The sequence below is a fragment of the Bacillus sp. FJAT-27445 genome (assembly GCF_001510665.1).
GTDB lineage: Bacteria > Bacillota > Bacilli > Bacillales > Cytobacillaceae > Bacillus_D.
In genome coordinates, this window is the sequence record NZ_LMTI01000006.1 from 291,243 (window position 1) to 310,982 (window position 19,740).

At 47.4% G+C, this 19,740-nt stretch carries 20 protein-coding genes and 1 pseudogene; 18 read left to right on the forward strand and 3 right to left on the reverse strand.

The features are described from left to right. Window positions 1–39 precede the first annotated feature (39 nt). The 16 genes from AR337_RS18815 (at window position 40) to AR337_RS22895 (ending at window position 15,596) form a co-directional block, all read left to right on the forward strand. A complete protein-coding gene (locus AR337_RS18815) occupies window positions 40–1,065 on the forward strand; it encodes a methionine ABC transporter ATP-binding protein (RefSeq protein ID WP_059173570.1) in 1,026 nt (341 codons plus the stop codon). Further along, window positions 1,058–1,726 carry a methionine ABC transporter permease gene (locus AR337_RS18820; protein ID WP_059173571.1) on the forward strand — a complete coding sequence of 223 codons (669 nt, stop codon included), beginning with the start codon at window positions 1,058–1,060 and terminating at the stop codon, window positions 1,724–1,726. The genes AR337_RS18815 and AR337_RS18820 overlap by 8 nt, the downstream gene beginning before the upstream one ends. A 41-nt stretch (window positions 1,727–1,767) precedes the next feature. Next, window positions 1,768–2,607 (forward strand): MetQ/NlpA family ABC transporter substrate-binding protein, encoded by an 840-nt coding sequence (locus tag AR337_RS18825; protein ID WP_059173572.1) that lies wholly within the window; start codon window positions 1,768–1,770, stop codon window positions 2,605–2,607. A 186-nt stretch (window positions 2,608–2,793) separates the two neighbouring features. After that, window positions 2,794–3,165 carry a carboxymuconolactone decarboxylase family protein gene (locus AR337_RS18830; protein ID WP_059173573.1) on the forward strand — a complete coding sequence of 124 codons (372 nt, stop codon included), beginning with the start codon at window positions 2,794–2,796 and terminating at the stop codon, window positions 3,163–3,165. Between the two features lie 520 nt (window positions 3,166–3,685). Then, window positions 3,686–3,868 carry a hypothetical protein gene (locus AR337_RS18835; RefSeq protein ID WP_156424456.1) on the forward strand — a complete coding sequence of 61 codons (183 nt, stop codon included), beginning with the start codon at window positions 3,686–3,688 and terminating at the stop codon, window positions 3,866–3,868. 385 nt (window positions 3,869–4,253) lie between these two features. After that, window positions 4,254–5,039 (forward strand): Fe-S cluster assembly ATPase SufC, encoded by a 786-nt coding sequence (gene sufC / locus AR337_RS18840; RefSeq protein WP_059173575.1) that lies wholly within the window; start codon window positions 4,254–4,256, stop codon window positions 5,037–5,039. A gap of 18 nt (window positions 5,040–5,057) precedes the next feature. Further along, window positions 5,058–6,362 carry a Fe-S cluster assembly protein SufD gene (sufD, locus tag AR337_RS18845; protein WP_059173576.1) on the forward strand — a complete coding sequence of 435 codons (1,305 nt, stop codon included), beginning with the start codon at window positions 5,058–5,060 and terminating at the stop codon, window positions 6,360–6,362. Further along, the gene (locus AR337_RS18850; RefSeq protein WP_059173705.1) at window positions 6,362–7,591 is read left to right on the forward strand and encodes a cysteine desulfurase; all 1,230 of its coding nucleotides are present in this window, start codon (window positions 6,362–6,364) and stop codon (window positions 7,589–7,591) included. The genes sufD and AR337_RS18850 overlap by 1 nt, the downstream gene beginning before the upstream one ends. After that, on the forward strand, window positions 7,581–8,021 hold the full coding sequence (gene sufU, locus AR337_RS18855; protein WP_059173577.1) for a Fe-S cluster assembly sulfur transfer protein SufU: 441 nt from the start codon (window positions 7,581–7,583) through the stop codon (window positions 8,019–8,021). Before AR337_RS18850 ends, sufU begins: the two co-directional genes overlap by 11 nt. A 129-nt stretch (window positions 8,022–8,150) precedes the next feature. After that, the gene (gene sufB / locus AR337_RS18860; RefSeq protein ID WP_059173578.1) at window positions 8,151–9,548 is read left to right on the forward strand and encodes a Fe-S cluster assembly protein SufB; all 1,398 of its coding nucleotides are present in this window, start codon (window positions 8,151–8,153) and stop codon (window positions 9,546–9,548) included. A 200-nt stretch (window positions 9,549–9,748) separates the two neighbouring features. Further along, window positions 9,749–10,594: a DUF72 domain-containing protein gene (locus AR337_RS18865; RefSeq protein WP_059173579.1), complete on the forward strand. Its 846-nt coding sequence runs from the start codon at window positions 9,749–9,751 to the stop codon at window positions 10,592–10,594. A gap of 104 nt (window positions 10,595–10,698) precedes the next feature. Then, a complete protein-coding gene (locus tag AR337_RS18870) occupies window positions 10,699–11,520 on the forward strand; it encodes a sulfite exporter TauE/SafE family protein (protein ID WP_059173580.1) in 822 nt (273 codons plus the stop codon). A gap of 152 nt (window positions 11,521–11,672) precedes the next feature. Then, window positions 11,673–13,022, forward strand: coding sequence for a bifunctional UDP-sugar hydrolase/5'-nucleotidase (locus AR337_RS18875; protein ID WP_059173581.1), 1,350 nt, complete (start codon window positions 11,673–11,675; stop codon window positions 13,020–13,022). Between the two features lie 145 nt (window positions 13,023–13,167). Next, window positions 13,168–13,470: a YunC family protein gene (locus tag AR337_RS18880; protein WP_059173582.1), complete on the forward strand. Its 303-nt coding sequence runs from the start codon at window positions 13,168–13,170 to the stop codon at window positions 13,468–13,470. A gap of 508 nt (window positions 13,471–13,978) precedes the next feature. Next, complete coding sequence (locus tag AR337_RS18885) at window positions 13,979–15,487, forward strand: sodium-dependent transporter (protein ID WP_059173583.1); 1,509 nt, start codon at window positions 13,979–13,981, stop codon at window positions 15,485–15,487. 1 nt (window position 15,488) lies between these two features. Continuing rightward, entirely contained in the window at window positions 15,489–15,596 is a 108-nt protein-coding gene (locus AR337_RS22895; protein WP_082687062.1) for a methionine/alanine import family NSS transporter small subunit, read from the forward strand. Between the two features lie 226 nt (window positions 15,597–15,822). Here AR337_RS22895 and AR337_RS18890 read toward each other — a convergent pair whose 3' ends face one another. Beyond that, window positions 15,823–16,800, reverse strand: coding sequence for a M23 family metallopeptidase (locus AR337_RS18890; RefSeq protein ID WP_059173584.1), 978 nt, complete (start codon window positions 16,798–16,800; stop codon window positions 15,823–15,825). Between the two features lie 198 nt (window positions 16,801–16,998). On the opposite strand from AR337_RS18890, the gene lipA reads away from it, so the two are divergent. Next, window positions 16,999–17,925 (forward strand): lipoyl synthase, encoded by a 927-nt coding sequence (gene lipA / locus AR337_RS18895; protein WP_059173585.1) that lies wholly within the window; start codon window positions 16,999–17,001, stop codon window positions 17,923–17,925. 326 nt (window positions 17,926–18,251) lie between these two features. On the opposite strand, the pseudogene AR337_RS23865 reads toward lipA, so the two are convergent. After that, window positions 18,252–18,881, reverse strand: a pseudogene (locus AR337_RS23865) (YhcN/YlaJ family sporulation lipoprotein). A gap of 114 nt (window positions 18,882–18,995) precedes the next feature. Here AR337_RS23865 and AR337_RS18910 point away from each other — a divergent pair. Next, on the forward strand, window positions 18,996–19,271 hold the full coding sequence (locus tag AR337_RS18910) for a YutD family protein (protein ID WP_059173706.1): 276 nt from the start codon (window positions 18,996–18,998) through the stop codon (window positions 19,269–19,271). 93 nt (window positions 19,272–19,364) lie between these two features. Here AR337_RS18910 and AR337_RS18915 read toward each other — a convergent pair whose 3' ends face one another. After that, a complete protein-coding gene (locus AR337_RS18915) occupies window positions 19,365–19,631 on the reverse strand; it encodes a DUF3055 domain-containing protein (protein WP_059173588.1) in 267 nt (88 codons plus the stop codon). Between the last annotated feature and the right edge of the window lie 109 nt (window positions 19,632–19,740).

The window sequence follows — 19,740 nt, forward strand, 5'->3', positions numbered from 1 at the left end:
CCGGGACGACGGGTAAATGGATGTAAAGAAGGTGATAGGATGATTTCGATAAAGAACGTTAAAAAAAGTTTTCCTTCCAAGCAAGGGACTCTGACGGCTGTTGACGATGTTAATCTTGACATAAACGAAGGGGAAATCTTTGGAGTGATTGGCTACAGCGGAGCAGGGAAGAGCACGCTGATCCGTATGCTGAACAAACTGGAAAGCCCTACGGAAGGAACGATTACGATAGCCGGCCGGGAGATTTCCTCCATTTCGGGGAGCGAGCTTAGGAAGGCTCGCCAGGAAATCTCAATGATTTTCCAGCACTTCAATCTTTTATGGTCCCGTACGGTCCGTGACAATATCGCGTTCCCGCTTGAAATTGCAGGCATTGGATCATCGGAGCGCAAAAAGCGAGTAGATGAGCTAATCAAGCTCGTTGGCCTAGAGGGAAGGGAGAATGCTTATCCTTCGCAGCTTAGCGGAGGGCAGAAGCAGCGTGTCGGAATTGCCAGGGCACTGGCGAACAACCCGAAAGTCCTGCTTTGTGACGAAGCAACTTCCGCTCTTGACCCGCAAACGACTGATTCAATCCTTGACCTGTTGGTCGACATCAACAAGCGGCTGGGCCTGACAATTGTCCTGATTACGCATGAGATGCATGTTATCAGGAAAATTTGCCACCGGGTTGCGGTGATGGAAAGTGGTCGAATCGTCGAGCTTGGGCCGGTACTCGACGTTTTTAAAAATCCGCAGCAGCCGATAACCAAACGGTTTGTCCAGCAGATGACAGAACCTGACGATACAAAGGACACGGCTGAAAATTTGCTCGTGCGCTATCCTTACGGCAAGGTAATTCAGCTCACATTTGTCGGCGAGGCGACCGAACAGCCTCTTATCACGAACCTGATCAGGCAGTTCGATCTTACGGCCAACATTTTGCAGGGGAAAATCTCTCAGACGCAAAGCGGTTCCTACGGATCATTGTTCCTACATCTTGACGGTGCAGAAAGCGAGCTGGAAAAAGCCCTGGAGTTCATCCACTCCCAACAGGTCGGAGTGGAGGTGATTGAGAATGGTTGAGGAATTCTTTCCGAATGTCGTTTGGGAGAATATGTGGGAGGCAACACTTGAAACACTTTATATGACGTGCATTTCCGTCGTGATTACATTTGTGCTCGGGATAATCCTTGGATTGCTTCTCTTCCTCACTGGGAAGGGCAATCTTTGGGAAAATGCTTTTATTAATAAAATCATTGCCGCGTTTGTGAATGTCTTCCGTTCAATTCCGTTCATCATCCTGATAGTCCTGCTCATTCCGTTTACCGTTTTCGTGGTAGGGTCGATGATTGGGGAAAATGCGGCATTACCCGCACTGATTATTGGTTCGGCGCCGTTTTACGCAAGGATGGTTGAAATCGGGCTGCGCGAAATTGATAAAGGAGTTATCGAGGCCGCGAAATCGATGGGTGCCTCGACGTGGACGATTATTTGGAAGGTTCTGTTGCCCGAATCAATGCCGGCGCTTGTATCCGGGATTACCGTAACAGCGATTGCCCTTGTCAGCTATACGGCGATGGCTGGCGCGATCGGAGCTGGCGGACTTGGAAACCTTGCTTACCTTGAAGGCTTCGGCCGCAGCCGCAATGACGTAACAGTGATGGCCACGATTGTCATCCTGATTATTGTATTCATCATTCAGATCATCGGGGACACCATTACCCGGAAACTGGATAAAAGATAAAAACCCCTCAGATAGATTACTTACACAAAGGAGAAGAGAACATGAAAAAATGGCTTGGAACACTTTTAACATTCGTCCTTGTCCTCGTACTTGCTGCTTGCGGCAGCTCCGATGACAACAAAGCGGGTAGCGACAACAAGAAAGACGACAACAAGCTGGTAGTAGGCGCTACAAACGTACCTCACGCGGAAATCCTTGAAAAAGCGAAGCCGATTTTAAAAGAAAAAGGCATTGACCTTGAAATCAAAACATTCACGGACTACGTTTTTCCTAATAAATCTTTAGCTTCTAAGGAACTAGATGCAAACTACTTCCAGCACATCCCTTACTTCGAGTCTCAAATCAAGGAAAATGGCTATGACTTTGCAAATGCCGGCGGAATCCACATTGAGCCGATCGGCGTTTATTCCAAGAAATACAAAAGCCTGGATGACCTTCCAAAAGGCGCTCACATCATCGTCAGCAGCTCTGTTCCTGACCATGGCCGAATCCTTTCCATGCTTGAATCCCATGGCATCATCAAGCTGAAGGATGGCATCAACAAAGTTGAAGCAACGGTTGAGGATATTGTTGAAAACCCTAAGAAATTAAAATTCGATGCGAAATATGAAGCAAAACTTCTTCCACAAATCTTTAACAATGGGGAAGGCGATGCGGTTCTGATCAACTCAAACTATGCGATCGATGCAGGCCTGAACCCAGTTGAAGACTCCATCGCAATCGAAGAGTCCGACTCACCATACGTGAACATCATCGCAGTCAATAAAGGCGACGAAAACAGCGAAAAGATCAAAACTTTACTAGAAGTCCTCCGTTCCCAGGAAATCCAGGACTTCATTCTTGAAAAATACAAAGGATCCGTCGTTCCGGTTTCCGAATAATTCCTTCTGAACGAACCGTAACTTTTTTAAAATGGCGATACTTCTAATTTTGGCGGGCTTCCCTTTCTAGGGGAGCCTGCTTTTTATTTTACTTTTGAAACCGAATTTATCCCGTTTCGTAGACGCATAGTTACTCATTCAAATCTCCATACTAACGATGACAACGAACCGTTAGGAGTGGAAAAAATGGAGCATTTTCATGATCCCCAGAATTCAACCGAGGAAGCGTTATACGAATATAAAGCGGGCCTCGGTGTTTTTACGAAAAAAATGCCCGAAATAGCTCGCCTTTATAACGCATTTACAGAGGAATGCTTTAAGGAGGGCGCTCTTTCCCAAAAGGACAAACACTTAATTGCACTCGGTGTATCTCTTCACGCGCAGGACGAGTATTGCATCATCTATCATTTAAAGGGTTGTTTGGATCAGGGGGCATCGGAGGACGAAATACTAGAAACAGTCGGTGTCACCGCAGCTTTTGGCGGCGGCGCGGCAATGAGCCAGGGCGTCACACTCGTCCAGGAAGCCATTGACGAACTAAACCAGCTGAAGCAGTAACGAAATGGGTAATTCCCTTGATGAAGACATTTTAATGGCGTTTTACTGGCTGAAACTGTCTTCATCGAGGTTATGAGGACAGTTTTGAAGTGTAATAGCAGATGAAACTGTCTTCATCGAGGTTATGAAGACAGTTTTGAAGTGTTTTAGCTGTTGAAATTGTCTTCATCAGGGTTATGAGGACAGGTTTGAAGTGTTTTAGTTGTTGAAACTGTCTTCATCGCTTTTGGCGGTGGAATTTTTATAAAGGGTTCGGGATCAAGACCGTTTCACGTTAAACAACCTTCCCGAACGGTCTTGAGACCCCGCGTCAAGACCGTTTCATATTAAAAAACCTCTCCAAAAATTCCATCCAAACCGACACCATTTTCCACCAGTTCCTTCCTTTCCCGGCGAAAGATATGTTTTCATAGCCCGTCCACGGGTATACACTTAAAGTCGGAGGAATGCCGAAGCAAGAGTGCATAGCGCATTTTTACAAAAAACCAACACCGTGGGAAAACGAAAGGACGTTTTAATTGTGGAAAAGCTTAACATGAGGTACACACCAGAGATGGAGAAAGCAATGCAGGGATCTCATGGAGTCGGCTACGAGGAGTATAAACTGAAGCATGAAGTAAGAATGGAGGTCGAGCAGCGCAGGCAGAAAGAGTATGTGAAAAGCCAGCGGATGATTGCCGACCTTGATCGAAAAGTTTTCTAGGAAATCGGAAAGTAAAACCATTCCAGCTTCACGGGCCCGCTCACCCAGATTGCGCGGCAGCCCTATGGGCACAATATATAATAGGAAGAAAGCCGGAAAGCCAGTGGACCGTTTCACTGGCTTTCCGGCTTTTTTTAGGCTATTGTATAGGCGTGCATACATGAACGCGTTGGGGCGGGGGAAAATAGCCATAGACATGGAAATGGAAGTGGCTGATTCTCACTCATGCAGGCCCCAGTGAAAACAGGTATGCAGCCATACATTTGATTTAAAGGGTTGCTAACACATTTGATTTGTTATAAGATTGGAATGAGAATAAAATGAGAATGGAAGTTTCCGCATATCAACCGGGTAGACTTCCTCATTATGTAGCGGAGGTATGAAAATGGGTGGATCAACTTTAACGATCAAAGATCTTCATGTCGCGATCGAGGGGAAAGAAATTTTAAAAGGTGTGAACCTTGAAGTAAAAGGCGGGGAAATTCACGCTATCATGGGACCGAACGGTACCGGGAAATCAACCCTTTCGTCTGCGATCATGGGTCATCCAAAATATGAAGTAACAAGCGGCTCCATTTCACTTGACGGAGATGACGTCCTAGAAATGGAAGTTGATGAGCGCGCACGCGCAGGGCTTTTCCTTGCAATGCAATATCCAAGCGAAATCAACGGCGTAACAAATGCCGATTTTTTACGTTCTGCCATCAATAGCCGTAGAGGTGAAGGCAATGAAATTTCATTAATGAAATTCATCCGCCAGATGGATTCCCAAATGGACTTACTTGAAATGGACCAGGATATGGCCCAGCGCTACCTGAATGAAGGTTTCTCCGGCGGTGAGAAGAAGCGGAATGAAATCCTTCAGCTCATGATGCTTGAGCCGAAGATCGCAATCCTTGATGAAATCGACTCCGGCCTCGATATCGACGCCTTGAAGGTTGTTTCCAAAGGAATCAACGAGATGCGCGGCGAAGAGTTCGGATGTTTAATTATTACACACTATCAGCGACTTTTAAACTACATCACTCCTGACTATGTTCATGTCATGATGCAAGGCCGCATCGTAAAATCAGGCGGACCGGAACTTGCCCATCGCCTTGAAGCGGAAGGATATGACTGGATCAAGCAAGAGCTTGGTATTGAAGACGAGACTGTCGGGCAAGAAGCATAAGCATTAGGGGGATTATAGATGACTACTGAAACCATATTGCCTTTTGACAAAGGGTTCATTAGCTCTTTTTCAAAAGAAAAGGCCGAACCGGCATGGCTTGAAGAACTGCGCCAGAAGGCTTTTGCCAGCCTTGACTCTTTGCCGATGCCAAGGCCCGATAAAACAAAAATAGATAAATGGAATTTCACGAAATTCGAGCGTCATACAGTTGACAGCGAGCCATTCGCATCACTGAATGACCTTTCTGAAGATGTTAAGGCGCTTGTCGATATGGAAGGGCAGAAGAACCTTTATATCCAGCGAAACAACACGCCGGCTTACCTTTCCCTTTCACAGGAATTGAAGGACAAAGGCGTTGTGTTTACCGATATCTTCACAGCTGCAAAGGAGCATGGCGACCTTTTGCGCCGTTATTTCATGAACGAGGCCGTCAAGGCAGATGAACACCGGCTCACAGCCTTGCATGCTGCACTAATGAACGGCGGGGCGTTTCTCTACATTCCAAAAAATGTTGAGATTGATGAGCCAATCCAGGCTGTATACCTTCATGACAATCCAGAAACAAATCTGTTTAACCACGTAATCGTTGCAATTGACGACAACAGCTCGGCAACATACGTTGAAAACTATATTTCGACCGTCGATGGACAAGGTATCTTCAACATCATCAGCGAAGCCATCCTTGGCGCGAATGCCCGTCTCCAATATGGTGCGGTCGATACTCTTGCAAAAGGCATCACAACCTATGTGAACCGCCGCGGCGTTACCGGAAGGGATGCCAGGATTGACTGGGCCCTTGGCCAAATGAATGACGGCAACACCATTTCCGACAACGTGACCAACCTTGTCGGCGACGGCTCTCACGGCGACCTGAAAACAGTCGTAGTCGGGCGCGGAGAACAAATTCAGAACTTTACAACTCAAATTGTCCATTTTGGTAAAAATACAGAAGGCTTCATCCTGAAGCATGGCGTTATGAAAGACAGCGCGACATCGATTTTCAACGGAATCGGCAAAATCGAGCACGGCGCGTCTAAAGCAAATGCGGTTCAGGAATCACGGGTCCTAATGCTTAGCGAAAAAGCGCGCGGAGACGCAAACCCGATCCTGTTGATTGATGAAGACGATGTAACAGCTGGCCACGCAGCTTCCGTTGGACGGGTAGACCCACTACAGCTGTACTACCTAATGAGCCGCGGGATTCCGAAGGCTGAAGCTGAGCGCCTTGTCATCCATGGATTCCTTGCCCCTGTTGTAAACCAGCTGCCAATTGAAGGCGTTAAAAAGCAACTGATAGACGTGATCGAGAGGAAAGTCAGATGATTAATTCAGCCGAAATCCGCCAGCTGTTTCCAATTTTGAACCAGGAAGTAAACGGAAAGCCGCTTGTCTATCTTGACAGCGGCGCGACATCCCAGAAGCCGGTTCAGGTCATTGAAGCGCTAGACAACTATTACCGCCAATACAATTCCAACGTTCACCGGGGGGTACATACCCTCGGAACGAAGGCGACCGATGCATTCGAGGGTGCTCGGGAAAAGGCGCGAAAGTTCATCAATGCCAAATCGACTCAGGAAATCATCTACATGCGCGGGACGACGACAGCATTAAATACAGTCGCCCACAGCTATGGCACGGCGAATTTACGGGAAGGCGATGAAATCGTCATCACCCCGATGGAACACCACAGCAACATCATCCCGTGGCAGCAGGCCGCCAAACGGACCGGCGCTACTCTGAAATACATGCCTCTTCAGGAAGACGGCACGATTTCACTCGAGGACGCCCGGAAGACCATTACGAAAAACACCAAAATCGTCTCGATTGTCCATATTTCTAACGTGCTTGGCGTTGTAAACCCTGTTAAGGAAATAGCTAGGATTGCCCATGAAAATGGGGCAATCATGGTTGTAGACGGAGCACAAAGTGCACCTCATATTAAGGTGGATGTCCAGGATTTGGATTGTGATTTCTTCACCTTTTCAGGCCATAAAATGTGCGGCCCGACCGGAATTGGGGTATTATATGGGAAAAAGCACCTCTTGGAAAACATGGACCCGATTGAATTTGGCGGCGAGATGATCGATTTTGTCCACGATTTCGATTCTAGCTGGAAGGATCTTCCATGGAAGTTCGAGGCCGGCACTCCAATTATAGCTGGGGCCATTGGCCTTGGCGCCGCGATTGATTTCTTGCAGGAAATTGGCATGGACAACATCGATGCTCATGACCGCAGGCTCGGCGCATACGCGCTTGATAAAATGTCCCAGATTGAAGGGATGACGATTTACGGGCCGATGGATCCTGGCAAACGTACAGGAATCGTTACGTTTAATATCAGTGATGTCCATCCCCATGACGTAGCCACTGTCCTAGACGCGGAAGGCATTGCCGTCCGGGCCGGCCATCATTGCGCGCAAGTGCTGATGAGATGGCTGAAGGCGTCGGCAACGGCAAGGGCCAGCATGTATTTGTACAATACTGAAGAGGATATTGACAAGCTTGTAGACGGCCTTGTCAAAACAAAGGAGTATTTCAGCGATGTCTTCTAATAACTTGGATCAGCTTTACCGCCAGGTGATCATGGACCACTACAAAAACCCCCGCAACAAAGGGGTACTCGAGGATGGCAGCCTGACGGTCAATATGAATAACCCAACCTGTGGAGACCGGATCCAGCTTACCATGAATGTTGAAGACGGAATTGTAACGAATGCGAAATTTGAAGGGGAAGGCTGTTCAATCTCAATGTCCTCCGCCTCGATGATGACGCAGGCAATCAAAGGGAAAAAAATCGAAGACGCCATTAAGCTGTCAACGATATTTTCCGATATGATGCAGGGAAAAGACTACGATGATGATCTGGACCTTGGCGACATTGAAGCGTTATCCGGCGTTTCGAAATTCCCGGCACGGATTAAGTGCGCGACACTAGCGTGGAAAGCAATGGAAAAAGGCCTTGGGGATGCAACTAACGAATAGGTTTAAAGGTCTTATGCAAAGCTTTAGCGCGGGCAGGTTTACAATGCCGGGCTTCCGGGATTGGGCGTTGGCGCAAAGCAATTTTTTTAAAAAAAGGCCTTTAAAATCTAAGAATGGAGGAAAACGGTGATGGCTAAAAAAGCGCCAGAAATCGGTGATTATAAATATGGCTTTGCCGACAAGGACGTTTCCATCTTCCGGTCAAAGCGCGGGCTGACGCGCGAGATCGTTGAGGAAATCTCGAAAATGAAGGAAGAGCCTCAGTGGATGCTCGATTTCCGCCTGAAATCGCTTGAGCTTTTCTACAACATGCCAATGCCTCAGTGGGGCGGCGACCTGAATACGTTGAACTTCGACGAAATCACTTACTATGTTAAGCCTTCCGAAAAGACTGAACGCTCATGGGATGAAGTGCCTGAGGAAATCAAGGCGACCTTTGATAAACTCGGCATTCCAGAAGCGGAACAAAAGTACTTGGCCGGTGTTTCCGCCCAGTACGAGTCGGAAGTTGTTTACCACAATATGCAGGAGGATCTCGAAAAGCTCGGGGTTGTCTTTAAGGATACTGATTCCGCGCTTAAGGAAAACGAAGACATTTTCCGCGAGCACTGGGCGAAGGTTATCCCTCCTACCGACAACAAGTTCTCTGCATTGAACTCGGCGGTTTGGTCCGGAGGTTCATTCATCTATGTACCGAAAGGCATTAAGGTGGAGACTCCGCTCCAGGCGTACTTCCGTATCAACTCCGAGAATATGGGGCAGTTCGAACGGACACTGATTATTGTGGATGAAGGGGCCAGTGTCCACTATGTTGAGGGCTGTACGGCTCCTGTCTACACGACGAACTCGCTTCATAGCGCGGTCGTTGAAATCATTATTAAAAAGGATGCCTATTGCCGCTATACAACCATCCAGAACTGGGCGAACAACGTTTACAACCTCGTTACAAAGCGTGCGGTGTGTGAAGCGAACGCTACGATGGAATGGATTGACGGGAACATCGGCTCCAAGCTGACTATGAAATATCCTGCAGTCATCCTGAAGGGTGAAGGCGCTCGCGGACTGACATTGTCAATTGCGTTGGCAGGTAAAGGCCAGCACCAGGATGCAGGTGCGAAAATGATTCACCTTGCTCCAAACACATCTTCAACAATCGTGTCAAAATCGATCTCGAAGCACGGCGGAAAGGTTACCTACCGCGGTATCGTCCACTTCGGACGTAAAGCAGACGGCGCCCGTTCCAACATCGAGTGCGACACGCTGATCATGGACAATAAATCGACTTCGGATACGATTCCGTACAACGAAATCCTGAACGACAACATTTCGCTTGAGCACGAAGCGAAGGTCTCCAAGGTTTCCGAAGAGCAGCTCTTCTATCTGATGAGCCGTGGAATTTCCGAAATAGAAGCAACCGAAATGATCGTCATGGGCTTCATCGAGCCATTTACTAAAGAACTTCCAATGGAATACGCCGTTGAAATGAACAGGCTGATCAAGTTCGAGATGGAAGGATCCATTGGCTAATATTCTTGTTTTGAAAACCGTCTGTCCATGTGGCAGGCGGTTTTTGGTTTTGGCGATCCTCTGGATAAAATGGAGTCCTATGCAAAAAAAATTCCGTCCCCAACTCCTGCTGAGTGTTTACTTTTCCATCTCCTAGGAAAAAGACGTGAATAGAGTGGTTTTTGGGTCTATTGTGCTATGATGGGTACTGGAGGGATTGTATGATTTATGTTGGAGTGACGGGGTGGGGGGACCATGACAGCTTGTATCGGCAGGGGATGCCCGCTCGGGAGAAGTTAAGCGAATATGCGGGACATTTTCCTGTTGTTGAAGTGGACGCGGCGTTTTATGCCATTCAGCCTATAAAGAACTCAACGAGATGGGTTGAGCAGGTGCCCGCCAACTTCCAGTTTATCGTAAAAGCCTATCAGGGCATGACCGGCCACCAGCGAGGCGACAGCCCGTTTGCCACGGAAGCGGAAATGTTTACGGCGTTTAAAGAGTCGCTTACGCCCTATGTGGAGCATGAAAAGCTTGCAATGGCGCTTTTTCAGTTCCCTCCATGGTTTGATTGCAAAAAGGAAAACGTCGACTATCTGCGCTACTGCAAAGCGGAGATGGGCTCCATCCCGCGCGCGGTTGAATTCAGGCACCAATCCTGGTATTCACCCGAACTTCGCGAAAAAACAATTGAATTCCTCACTGAAGAAAAGTGGATCCACTCGGTGTGCGATGAGCCGCAGGCAGGTTCGGGGTCAATTCCCATCGTACTTGAAGCGACCCATCCTGACAAAACCCTCGTCCGGTTCCATGGAAGGAATGTTCACGGATGGCAAAAGAAAAACGCGGAAAATTGGCGCGAGGTACGCTATTTATATAAATACAATCGCCAGGAGCTTACGGAATGGGCAAACTACCTCAAACGGCTCCAACAACAAAGCAAAGACCTATATGTTCTTTTTAATAACAACTCTGGCGGGGACGCGGCCGGGAACGCGAAAGAGATGATTGAAATTCTCGGCATTGAATACGACATCCTCGCCCCGAGGCAGCTTGATCTTTTTTAAAAATACGGCCCTACCGAATTTGCTGAGACAAATTAATATAGAATCTGCAACCACCACGCAACCACAAGAGCAGGTGCGCGCCGACATAGGAGATTAACTTCATCATGGAATGGATTTTCATTATTTTACTTGGAGCCGCAGCAAGCGCACTCGGATCACTCATCGGGCTCGGCGGGGGCATCATCATCGTACCGTCACTGCTCTATCTCGGCACACTCGGCATCTTTCCGGAAATCACGCCACAGCAAATTGTAGGCACCTCGCTGTTTACGATGATATTTACGGGCATGTCCTCTACGATGGGATACATAAAGCACAAAACCGTTGACTATAAGAGCGGGTTGATTTTTTTGATAGGCAGCGCCCCAGGAGGCATTTTCGGGGCCTGGATGGTCAAGTATCTTGATGTGCATACCTTTAACCTCTACTTTGGCCTATTTGTCCTTTTTGTATCTGCGGTTATGGTGATTCGCAACAAGATCAAACCGCTTCCTTATAAAAAGGATTCCGGCTATGCTAGAACGTATATAGATAGTACGGGAAAAGAATTTGAATATGGATTTAATCCGGTCCTCGGCATGGTGATTTCGCTCGCCATCGGCTTTATTTCCGGAATTTTTGGCGTCGGCGGAGGTTCGCTCATGGTTCCCGCGATGATCCTGCTTTTCTTTTTCCCGCCGCATGTGGCCGTGGCAACATCGATGTTTATGATTTTTCTTTCATCTATCATCAGCTCGGTTGCCCACATCTCTCTAGGAAACATCAACTGGCTTTACGCAATCGCACTGGCACCGGGAGCCTGGGTCGGCGCGCAAATGGGCGTCTTTTTGAACAGAAGGCTCCAGAGCAAAACAATTGTCCTCATATTGCGCATTATCCTGGTTGTTATAGGGATCCGCCTTATTTACGAAGGAATGATGGGATAACGGTGAAGGGGAAAGCTAAATTGAGTTACTGGATTACTTTTATTGCCGTTTCTGAGGATTGCAACTATCGTTAAGGGAATACATTCAAGAAGGAAATAGACGGTGCAGAATCGACCACAGACACCTTTTATATGAAAAAAGGAAGCGAACCGATGGAAAAAATACATATCTACCATACAAATGATCTACATAGCCATTTTGAGAATTGGCCGAGAATCAGCCGCCTAATTAGTAATCGGGCCGCCCAGCATCGGGAAGCGGGCGAAGAAGTATTTATTTTCGATATTGGCGACCACGTTGACCGCTGGCATCCATTCACCGAGGGGACGATGGGGAAGGGGAACACCGGACTGCTGAACGAAGCGGGTTACACGGCCATTACAATCGGCAACAATGAAGGGATTACCCTGCCGCATGAAGGGCTTGACTCCCTTTTTGCCCAAAAAAACTTCGATGTCCTCATCTCCAATTTATACAACAAAAATGGGACACGCCCCGCTTGGTCCGAACCATACAAAGTCTATATGACAGCCGCAGGTACGAGGATAGGCGTTATTGGCTTGACTGCCCCTTTTGTTCTCTTTTACAAGCTGCTTGGCTGGAATTTGCGCGATCCGATCGAGGAGCTGAAAAAGCAGCTTCCCGCCTTGGCGGAACAGTCCGATATTATAGTGCTTCTTTCGCATCTCGGGATTCATGAAGACGAACGGATTGCCTTGGAATTTCCTGAAATCGATGTCATTTTGGGCGGCCATACGCATCATATCCTTGAGGAAGGAAAGATAGTGAACGGCACTCTCCTCGCAGCTGCTGGCAAGTATGGGAATTTTGCCGGCCAGGTCACACTCGAGGTTGAAAATGGACGTCCGATCAAAAAAGAAGCCCGCCTTTATGAAATAGCAAAAACCCCCCGTGAGCGATGGGAACTTGCTGAAACCGAGGCGCTTTTTGTAATGGGCCGGAGCCTCCTTGCAACAAAGGTTGCCGAGGTGGAGCCGCTGACAGCCGATTTTTTACTCGATTCTGATTTACCGCAGCTTTTGTGCGAAGCAATAAGGGAATGGTGTGATGCGGATTGCGCTTTTTTAAATGCCGGGTTGGTCTTGGGACCGCTCGATGGGCAGGTAACGAAGTTTGATTTGCTTTCCGTTTGTCCGCATCCAATCAACCCCTGCACCGTTACCCTAGAGGGTGACGAACTGAGGGAAATCCTCCGCATGACGCTTGATGAAAGCCTTCCGCACGTCGAGGTGAAGGGTTTGGGGTTTCGCGGGACCGTTATGGGAAGGTTTGTGTATGACCGTATTGATGTTCTGGAGGAGGAAATGGACTTCCTGATTAATGGTAAAAGGATAGAAGCTGATGAAAAATATATCGTTGCCATCCCCGATATGTTTACCTTTGGGCGATTTTTCCCGCAAATCGTCAGGTCTGAAAATAAGTATTACTACATGCCGGAATTTCTGCGGGATGTGCTGGAGTGGAAGCTGAACCGGCTGTAAGGTTTTAAAAAATAGGGTGTCCGTCCGCGATGAATGCATTTTTCTGCCTTATTCCGGGAAAGAAATTTTACCAGGATGGGGCCAAGTTCACTCCCTCTTTGCCCTTGCATAGAGTAATAGGGACAGGGGGAAAGGGAGTGGACGGATGATTGATGTGACACCAATTGAAATTGATGGGACGACATTCCTCGGGATAACCGTAGAGCTGCCGAAAACGACCCTCCTGGTTATTACAGGCCGATGCGGCTACATTATGTGCGGCGCGCTCGATGTTGGCTTGTTGAACCGAAAACTGAGGGACCGAAAAATTGTTGCTGGAAGGGCGGTAGGGGTCAGGACGATTGACCAGCTGCTTGAAGCCCCGCTGGAATCCGTCACATTTGAAGCGGAAAAGCTCGGTATCCGCATTGGGATGGCAGGCAGGGACGCTCTTCTGAAAATGATTTAATTCTTCAAGGCATCCACCGCTAACGTGAATGCCTTTTCTTTTTGTGAAAAATCTACCCTAATTCCCGCTTCTTCAAGCGCAGTTTTATTAATAAACATCCGCTTTTTCCTTTTAATTGGTTTTACATGGGGGTTTGGGCCTTCGCTTTTTAAAATTGGGCTGGTAAATTGCTTTTGTGTAAATAGTTTTATTAATGATGAGGATTTTTAATATCCGTCTTTTCCTTTATATGCTCTATGCTTTAGGAAAATATAACTAGGACTGTTTTCTCAGTAAAGGCAGTACTTCTATCCTTATTTTTACTTTTATTCAATATATTATCTTGATTTTGGAAATGTTTTGGTAAAGTAAAATCACGTTAAATACTCTATGAAAAAATATTCTAAAATAGTAACATACCTGTTGACATGCCACCTCTGAATCACTATACTAATTTTATGATTTTAAAAATCTGAAAAATAGAAATTTTGGATTTATTTCAACTAAAACATCATGGGGGTATTCATTTATGGAAAATAGACCGCAATGGGGAACAAGGGCAGGTTTCGTCCTCGCTGCTATCGGTTCTGCAGTAGGATTGGGGAACATCTGGAGATTCCCGGCGGTAGCGTATGAAAATGGAGGAGGAGCGTTCTTTTTACCTTATCTGTTCGCGTTACTGACAGCAGGGATTCCGTTGCTCATCCTGGAATTTACGCTAGGGCATAAATACAAAGGATCCTCGCCGCTTACATTTGCGCGGCTGAATAAAAAGTTTGAATGGCTTGGCTGGTGGCAGGTGGCCATTTCATTTGTGATTTCCACCTACTACCCAATCATTATCGCATGGGCATTGTCTTATGCGTGGTTCTCGGTGAACCTCTCTTGGGGTAAAGATCCAGGCTCGTTCCTGATGGGAGAGTACCTGAAAGTGGCCCCAAACCCTGGTGAATTCATCGGCCTTGTGCCGGGCGTATTCATTCCGCTCCTTATTGTATGGGGAATTACGCTGGGGATCATGTTTAAAGGGGTTAAAAAAGGAATTGAAGCAGCAAACAAATTCATGCTTCCAACTCTGGTCATCCTATTCCTGATCATTGTTGTCCGCGCCCTTTCTCTTGATGGTGCCATGGAAGGCCTCAATGCTTTCTTTAAGCCGGATTGGAAGGATATTGCAAACCCTAAGGTTTGGGTTGCTGCATACGGACAAATTTTCTTCAGCTTGTCGGTAGGTTTTGCGATCATGGTTACGTATTCAAGCTATCTTCCAAAGAAAACCGACCTGACAAACAATGCATTCATTACAGGATTTGCAAACTCTGGATTTGAATTACTAGCGGGTATTGGGGTTTTCTCTGCCCTCGGTTTCATGGCCCAGCAGCAGGGCGTTCCAGTTAACGAGGTCGTTGAGTCGGGGATTGGCCTTGCATTTGTGGTATTCCCGCAAATCATTAACGAGTTCCCGGCATTTAATCAGTTTTTCGGGATTCTGTTCTTCGCCTGCCTGTTCCTGGCGGGATTAACATCACTAATTTCGATTGTAGAAACGTTCGTAGCCGGCGTACAGGACAAGTTCAACGTCTCCAGGACGAAGTCGGTTATGATCGGCGGAGGTATTTCCGCCCTTGTTTCCATCCTATACGCGACGCGGGGAGGCCTGTACCTGCTTGACTCGGTCGATAACTTTATCAACTCATTTGGTATCGTAATCGCCGGCCTCGTAGAAGTCGTCCTTGTTGCATGGGTTGCGAGGAAGCTTACTTCCCTTCAGGATCATGCTAACGCCATTTCCGATATACGGATTGGCGGCTGGTGGAAGATTTCTCTATCGGTTATCACACCACTTGTCCTTGGCTATATGACTGTCCAAAACTTCATCACCAACATCAAGAATAACTATGAAGGCTATCCTACATCATTCCTGCTCTATGCTGGCTGGGGGGTTGCCATGGCTGCTGTCGTAGTTGGCATCGTATTCATGTCGCTTCGCTGGGGCAAGGACAGCCTGATTGTGCCTGATGAAAAGGAGGTTTCCTAATATGTCGGCAGATGCAATAGCAATGATGGTAGTCGGTATCGTCATCATTTGGGGGGGACTCGTCGCAAGCATTGCGAACGCGGTAATTAAATCGAAAAGAGCTAAATAACACTAAAACAAAGGCCATTCCGGGCAACCGGGACGGCCTTTGCTTTTATTTTTGAATTAGGATGAGCGACAAAGATTGCGCTAAATTTAGAAAAGGTGGGGCAAAATCCGGAAAGGAAGTCACTCAAATCCCGTTGAGTGACATTGTCGGGCCAAAATCCGGAAAAGGTGTCACTCAAAGATACGCACCATTTCTTAACCAGCAAGAAAAAAGAAAGGAAAGCCCACTACCTCCGTTTGACCTTTTTGTCCAACCGTTCCCATTTCCGCAGATGCGGATAAGGATCAAATGCCCATTCTGTATAGCCATTGTCTTTGTACATTCCGTAATGGAGATGGGGTGGGAACTTGCCAGATGTCCCCGGCGGCCCGTACCCCGAGCTGCCCACTCCGCCAATCAGTTTTCCAGGCTCGACAACGTCGCCAACATTAATTTCCTTTGCAAAACCGCTCATATGGGCATAGTAGTGGTAATTGTTATTTAAATCCCTGATGCCGATTCTCCAGCCGCCAAACCGGTTCCAGCCCTTCATTTCGACAATCCCGTAGCTTGTCGCCCGGACTGGCACGCCATAGCCTGCAAATATATCGGTCCCCTCATGCATGCGGCGGCCACCCCAGCCCCGCGCATCGCCCCATGTATTTTTATAGCTATGGTTGCTTCGATAGGGGACAGGAAAGGCGTTTCCATCCATGTCAATCCGATTAAATTGGTTGAAAATCTTTGCAAACCCCATGATAATTCCCACAGCTTTGTCACGGTGATAATATTCCCAAAGGGCAATTCGGAAGTTATCGTTGTCGGACCCGTACTTTAGGATATGGTTTGCAAAAGCCTGAAGAACATCCTCATCCTCAGAACGGCTTGCTTTTCCGTTACCGTTTCCGTCAATTCCAGTCCCGCCGAAAAAAGCGATTGAGATAGGATTCCTATCCTCATAATTCGGATTTGCGGGACCAGCCCAGTCTTCAGAGGAAAAATAAATTGAAATGGCGCCTTCGGGGTCAGGCAGGTCTTTTCTCGCCATCCGGACATTCCGCTCATAACGATCGACTGCGGCAATATAATACCATGGAATCCTTGTTGCCGCTTCTGTCTTTTTATAAAGCTGCATTCGGGTTTTATCCAAATCCGGTTCCTCGGCCAAGGTAAGTGTGCTTCCGGCCAAAGTAAAAGAAAGTGCCAGTAATAACAATATTCTCATATCAGGAACCTCCTTTCCAGCTTGCTCACGGCCGGCTTGTACGGCCCGTTCATTTTTGTTTATTTTGCCTCGGATCCTATAGCTTCATAAGGCACAATAATTGCCAACCAAGGGGGCCTTACCCTTGAAGGGCATACTTATAGTATGGTACAGTTTCAAAAGAGAATAGTATTGTACATAATTATTGGAGTGGATATCATGACAGCTGAGAAAAAGCCGTTGCGGAAGCCTGAATGGCTGAAAATAAAACTGAATACGAATGAGAACTATACCGGGCTTAAAAAAATGATGCGCAATAAAAACCTCCATACTGTGTGCGAAGAAGCGCGCTGTCCGAATATTCATGAGTGCTGGGCAGTTAGAAGAACGGCTACCTTCATGATTCTCGGCGACACTTGTACTCGTGCCTGCCGTTTCTGTGCTGTTAAAACCGGCCTTCCAACCGAGCTTGACCTGCAGGAACCGGAACGCGTAGCGGATTCCGTTTTTCAAATGAACCTGAAGCATGCGGTCATCACTGCCGTTGCCCGGGATGACCTCCGTGATGGCGGAGCCGCCGTTTTTGCCGAAACAGTACGGGCAATTCGCAGGAAAAATCCTTTTACGACCATCGAAGTGCTTCCATCCGATATGGGCGGCGTTGAAGAAAATCTACGGATGCTTATGGATGCCCGCCCGGATATCTTGAACCACAACATCGAAACAGTCAGGAGCCTTACACCGAGAGTTCGTGCCCGGGCTACATACGACCGCTCGCTTGAATTCCTGCGCCGTGCAAAAGAAATGCAGCCGGACATTCCAACGAAATCCAGCCTGATGATCGGTATCGGCGAAACCTGGGAGGAAATCCTCGAGGTAATGGATGACCTGCGCGCAAACAACGTTGAAATCATGACCATTGGGCAATATTTGCAGCCTACTAAAAAGCATTTGAAAGTTGAAAAATATTACACTCCGGACGAATTTAATGAACTGAGGAAAATTGCGTTGTCAAAAGGCTTCAGCCACTGTGAAGCCGGTCCGCTTGTCCGCTCTTCCTACCATGCCGACGAACAGGTGAATGCTGCCGCAAAAGCAAGGGCCGCAATGGCTGAGGCAGCCGGAAGCGAGGCAGTTGAGGCGTAAACCAGTCCTAGTCAACATACTGATTAAAATAAGGCATCCGTTTCTGGCGGATGCCTTTTTGTTGTCTAGGAAGTTATAAAATAGATCATTGGGGATAACTCGAAATAAGGTATTGTAATCCAGCTCCAGCACCTAGCCCCTCGAGGTCTTAAGCCGGTTCCCTCCGGAGGGCAGGCCCGTCCTGCGGGTCCCGTCTTAATCTGGTCGGGGCTGACCAAGGCGCTTGCGCATTTTGTTCCGATTGGTGATCTCAGTGCCAGGAAGATCAGTGCTGTAACAGCTTACTGGCACACATTCATTCACGCCAATCCCCATCGCCTGTACACTCACCGCTTCATACCGCCATTCATGTCTTCCCGAGTTTCGCCATTTTCATTTTCCGATGAATTGATTCTTGCGCCCTGTGGAGATTTTTTCATTTCCTTTATTACCGCCGCAATGGCTTCATTCGCATTATTAGTTTGCGTTGTCAGGCTAGTAAGAGTTTCGACATCCAGCATAAGGGTTTTGTTGTCTGAAACATAGACATGGAAAAATCGCGGAACTCGTGAAAGCGCAGTTCTCTTAACCTGGTCGGCTGTCAAAAAGCGGTCATTCGAATCCGTTTCTTATGCGACAAGCACCTCTTTATCCGTCACAAGCACCGCCACATCATTCACATTTGGAAGGTCCGTACTCATCCTGCTAATATCCTTCGCAATTTGCTGCCTGTCAAGCGAAGGATAGTGGCCCATCCCGGATTTGTCCCCCATGATTGGACTTTTTTGATGGCGATAGTAACCGAACCTCTGCGACTTATCAGCCCGCTTCTTATTATTGAGATCTCCGTAGACCTCCGAACGGCGGTTATCAGGGTGCAAATGCCCCCCCCCGCCATAATTGTCGCCCTTCGGATTGTCCTGGCATCCGGCAAGCAGCATCGAGAACAGGCCGGCAGCCAAAAGCTGCTTCATCATTCGCAACACCTCCTACGAAAAGTATTGCCATATCAAAGCTTTTTTCTATTAGTAATTGATTGGGAATCGGTTATAATGGAAAAAGAGGATTTGCCCGCAAATGAGGTGATAGGAATGATCATTGTAAATAACACCGCTTACGAAGTCATAGAGGAGTATAGGGACGGTTTCAATGAGGATGCCTTCAAGGAAAGATATAGTGAAATCCTTGCAAGGTATGATTATATTGTCGGAGATTGGGGATACGGGCAGCTCCGCCTGCGCGGATTTTTCGATGACCAGAACCAGAAAGCCACCTTTGACACCAAAATCAGCACACTCACCGAATACCTATACGAATTTTGCAACTTCGGCTGTGCTTACTTTGTCGTAAAGAAAATCAAGAAATGATTCTTTTTGAAAAAAAGGAGCAGCCATAAACCGGCTGCTCCTTTGCCTTAACTACAGGGGTGCTGCGGGATAAAACCGGCCAGCCAGCCCGTGTTAAATAATCTCCGCCAAAAACGAGCGAAGCTCCTCCGCGTCCTCCTCCGATAGCTGGAACGCATGTTCAATATACCCTTCTTCCTTTAGGTCGTCTTCGCCAATAATCGCAAACCTGCTGCCCTGCATATCAAGGACAAGGGTCTTGCCATAATGCCGCCCGGTCTGGGTTAAGGCCAGGTCGAACCTGCTGTTTTCGCCAACAAAGCTAACGAACCTTGTTTTCGAAGCTTCTGTATCATCATATAAGAAAAAACGTTCTCCCATTTTCCTTCTCCTTTTATAAAAAGTCTCCATCCCATCTTACCAAAATTCCTGACTGAATTGAATGTCGACAACTTTATTAAAAAAGCAAAGCGAAAAACACGAATAAATG

Coding starts and splice junctions, on each gene's coding strand:
- AR337_RS18880 (WP_059173582.1), top strand. CDS start 13,168: ATGATTGATGTGACACCAATTGAAATTGATGGGACGACATTCCTCGGG.
- sufD (WP_059173576.1), top strand. CDS start 5,058: ATGACTACTGAAACCATATTGCCTTTTGACAAAGGGTTCATTAGCTCT.
- AR337_RS22895 (WP_082687062.1), top strand. CDS start 15,489: ATGTCGGCAGATGCAATAGCAATGATGGTAGTCGGTATCGTCATCATT.
- AR337_RS18875 (WP_059173581.1), top strand. CDS start 11,673: ATGGAAAAAATACATATCTACCATACAAATGATCTACATAGCCATTTT.
- AR337_RS18830 (WP_059173573.1), top strand. CDS start 2,794: ATGGAGCATTTTCATGATCCCCAGAATTCAACCGAGGAAGCGTTATAC.
- sufC (WP_059173575.1), top strand. CDS start 4,254: ATGGGTGGATCAACTTTAACGATCAAAGATCTTCATGTCGCGATCGAG.
- sufU (WP_059173577.1), top strand. CDS start 7,581: ATGTCTTCTAATAACTTGGATCAGCTTTACCGCCAGGTGATCATGGAC.
- AR337_RS18865 (WP_059173579.1), top strand. CDS start 9,749: ATGATTTATGTTGGAGTGACGGGGTGGGGGGACCATGACAGCTTGTAT.
- AR337_RS18820 (WP_059173571.1), top strand. CDS start 1,058: ATGGTTGAGGAATTCTTTCCGAATGTCGTTTGGGAGAATATGTGGGAG.
- AR337_RS18825 (WP_059173572.1), top strand. CDS start 1,768: ATGAAAAAATGGCTTGGAACACTTTTAACATTCGTCCTTGTCCTCGTA.
- sufB (WP_059173578.1), top strand. CDS start 8,151: ATGGCTAAAAAAGCGCCAGAAATCGGTGATTATAAATATGGCTTTGCC.
- AR337_RS18915 (WP_059173588.1), bottom strand. CDS start 19,631: ATGGGAGAACGTTTTTTCTTATATGATGATACAGAAGCTTCGAAAACA.
- AR337_RS18815 (WP_059173570.1), top strand. CDS start 40: ATGATTTCGATAAAGAACGTTAAAAAAAGTTTTCCTTCCAAGCAAGGG.
- AR337_RS18870 (WP_059173580.1), top strand. CDS start 10,699: ATGGAATGGATTTTCATTATTTTACTTGGAGCCGCAGCAAGCGCACTC.
- lipA (WP_059173585.1), top strand. CDS start 16,999: ATGACAGCTGAGAAAAAGCCGTTGCGGAAGCCTGAATGGCTGAAAATA.
- AR337_RS18890 (WP_059173584.1), bottom strand. CDS start 16,800: ATGAGAATATTGTTATTACTGGCACTTTCTTTTACTTTGGCCGGAAGC.
- AR337_RS18885 (WP_059173583.1), top strand. CDS start 13,979: ATGGAAAATAGACCGCAATGGGGAACAAGGGCAGGTTTCGTCCTCGCT.
- AR337_RS18910 (WP_059173706.1), top strand. CDS start 18,996: ATGATCATTGTAAATAACACCGCTTACGAAGTCATAGAGGAGTATAGG.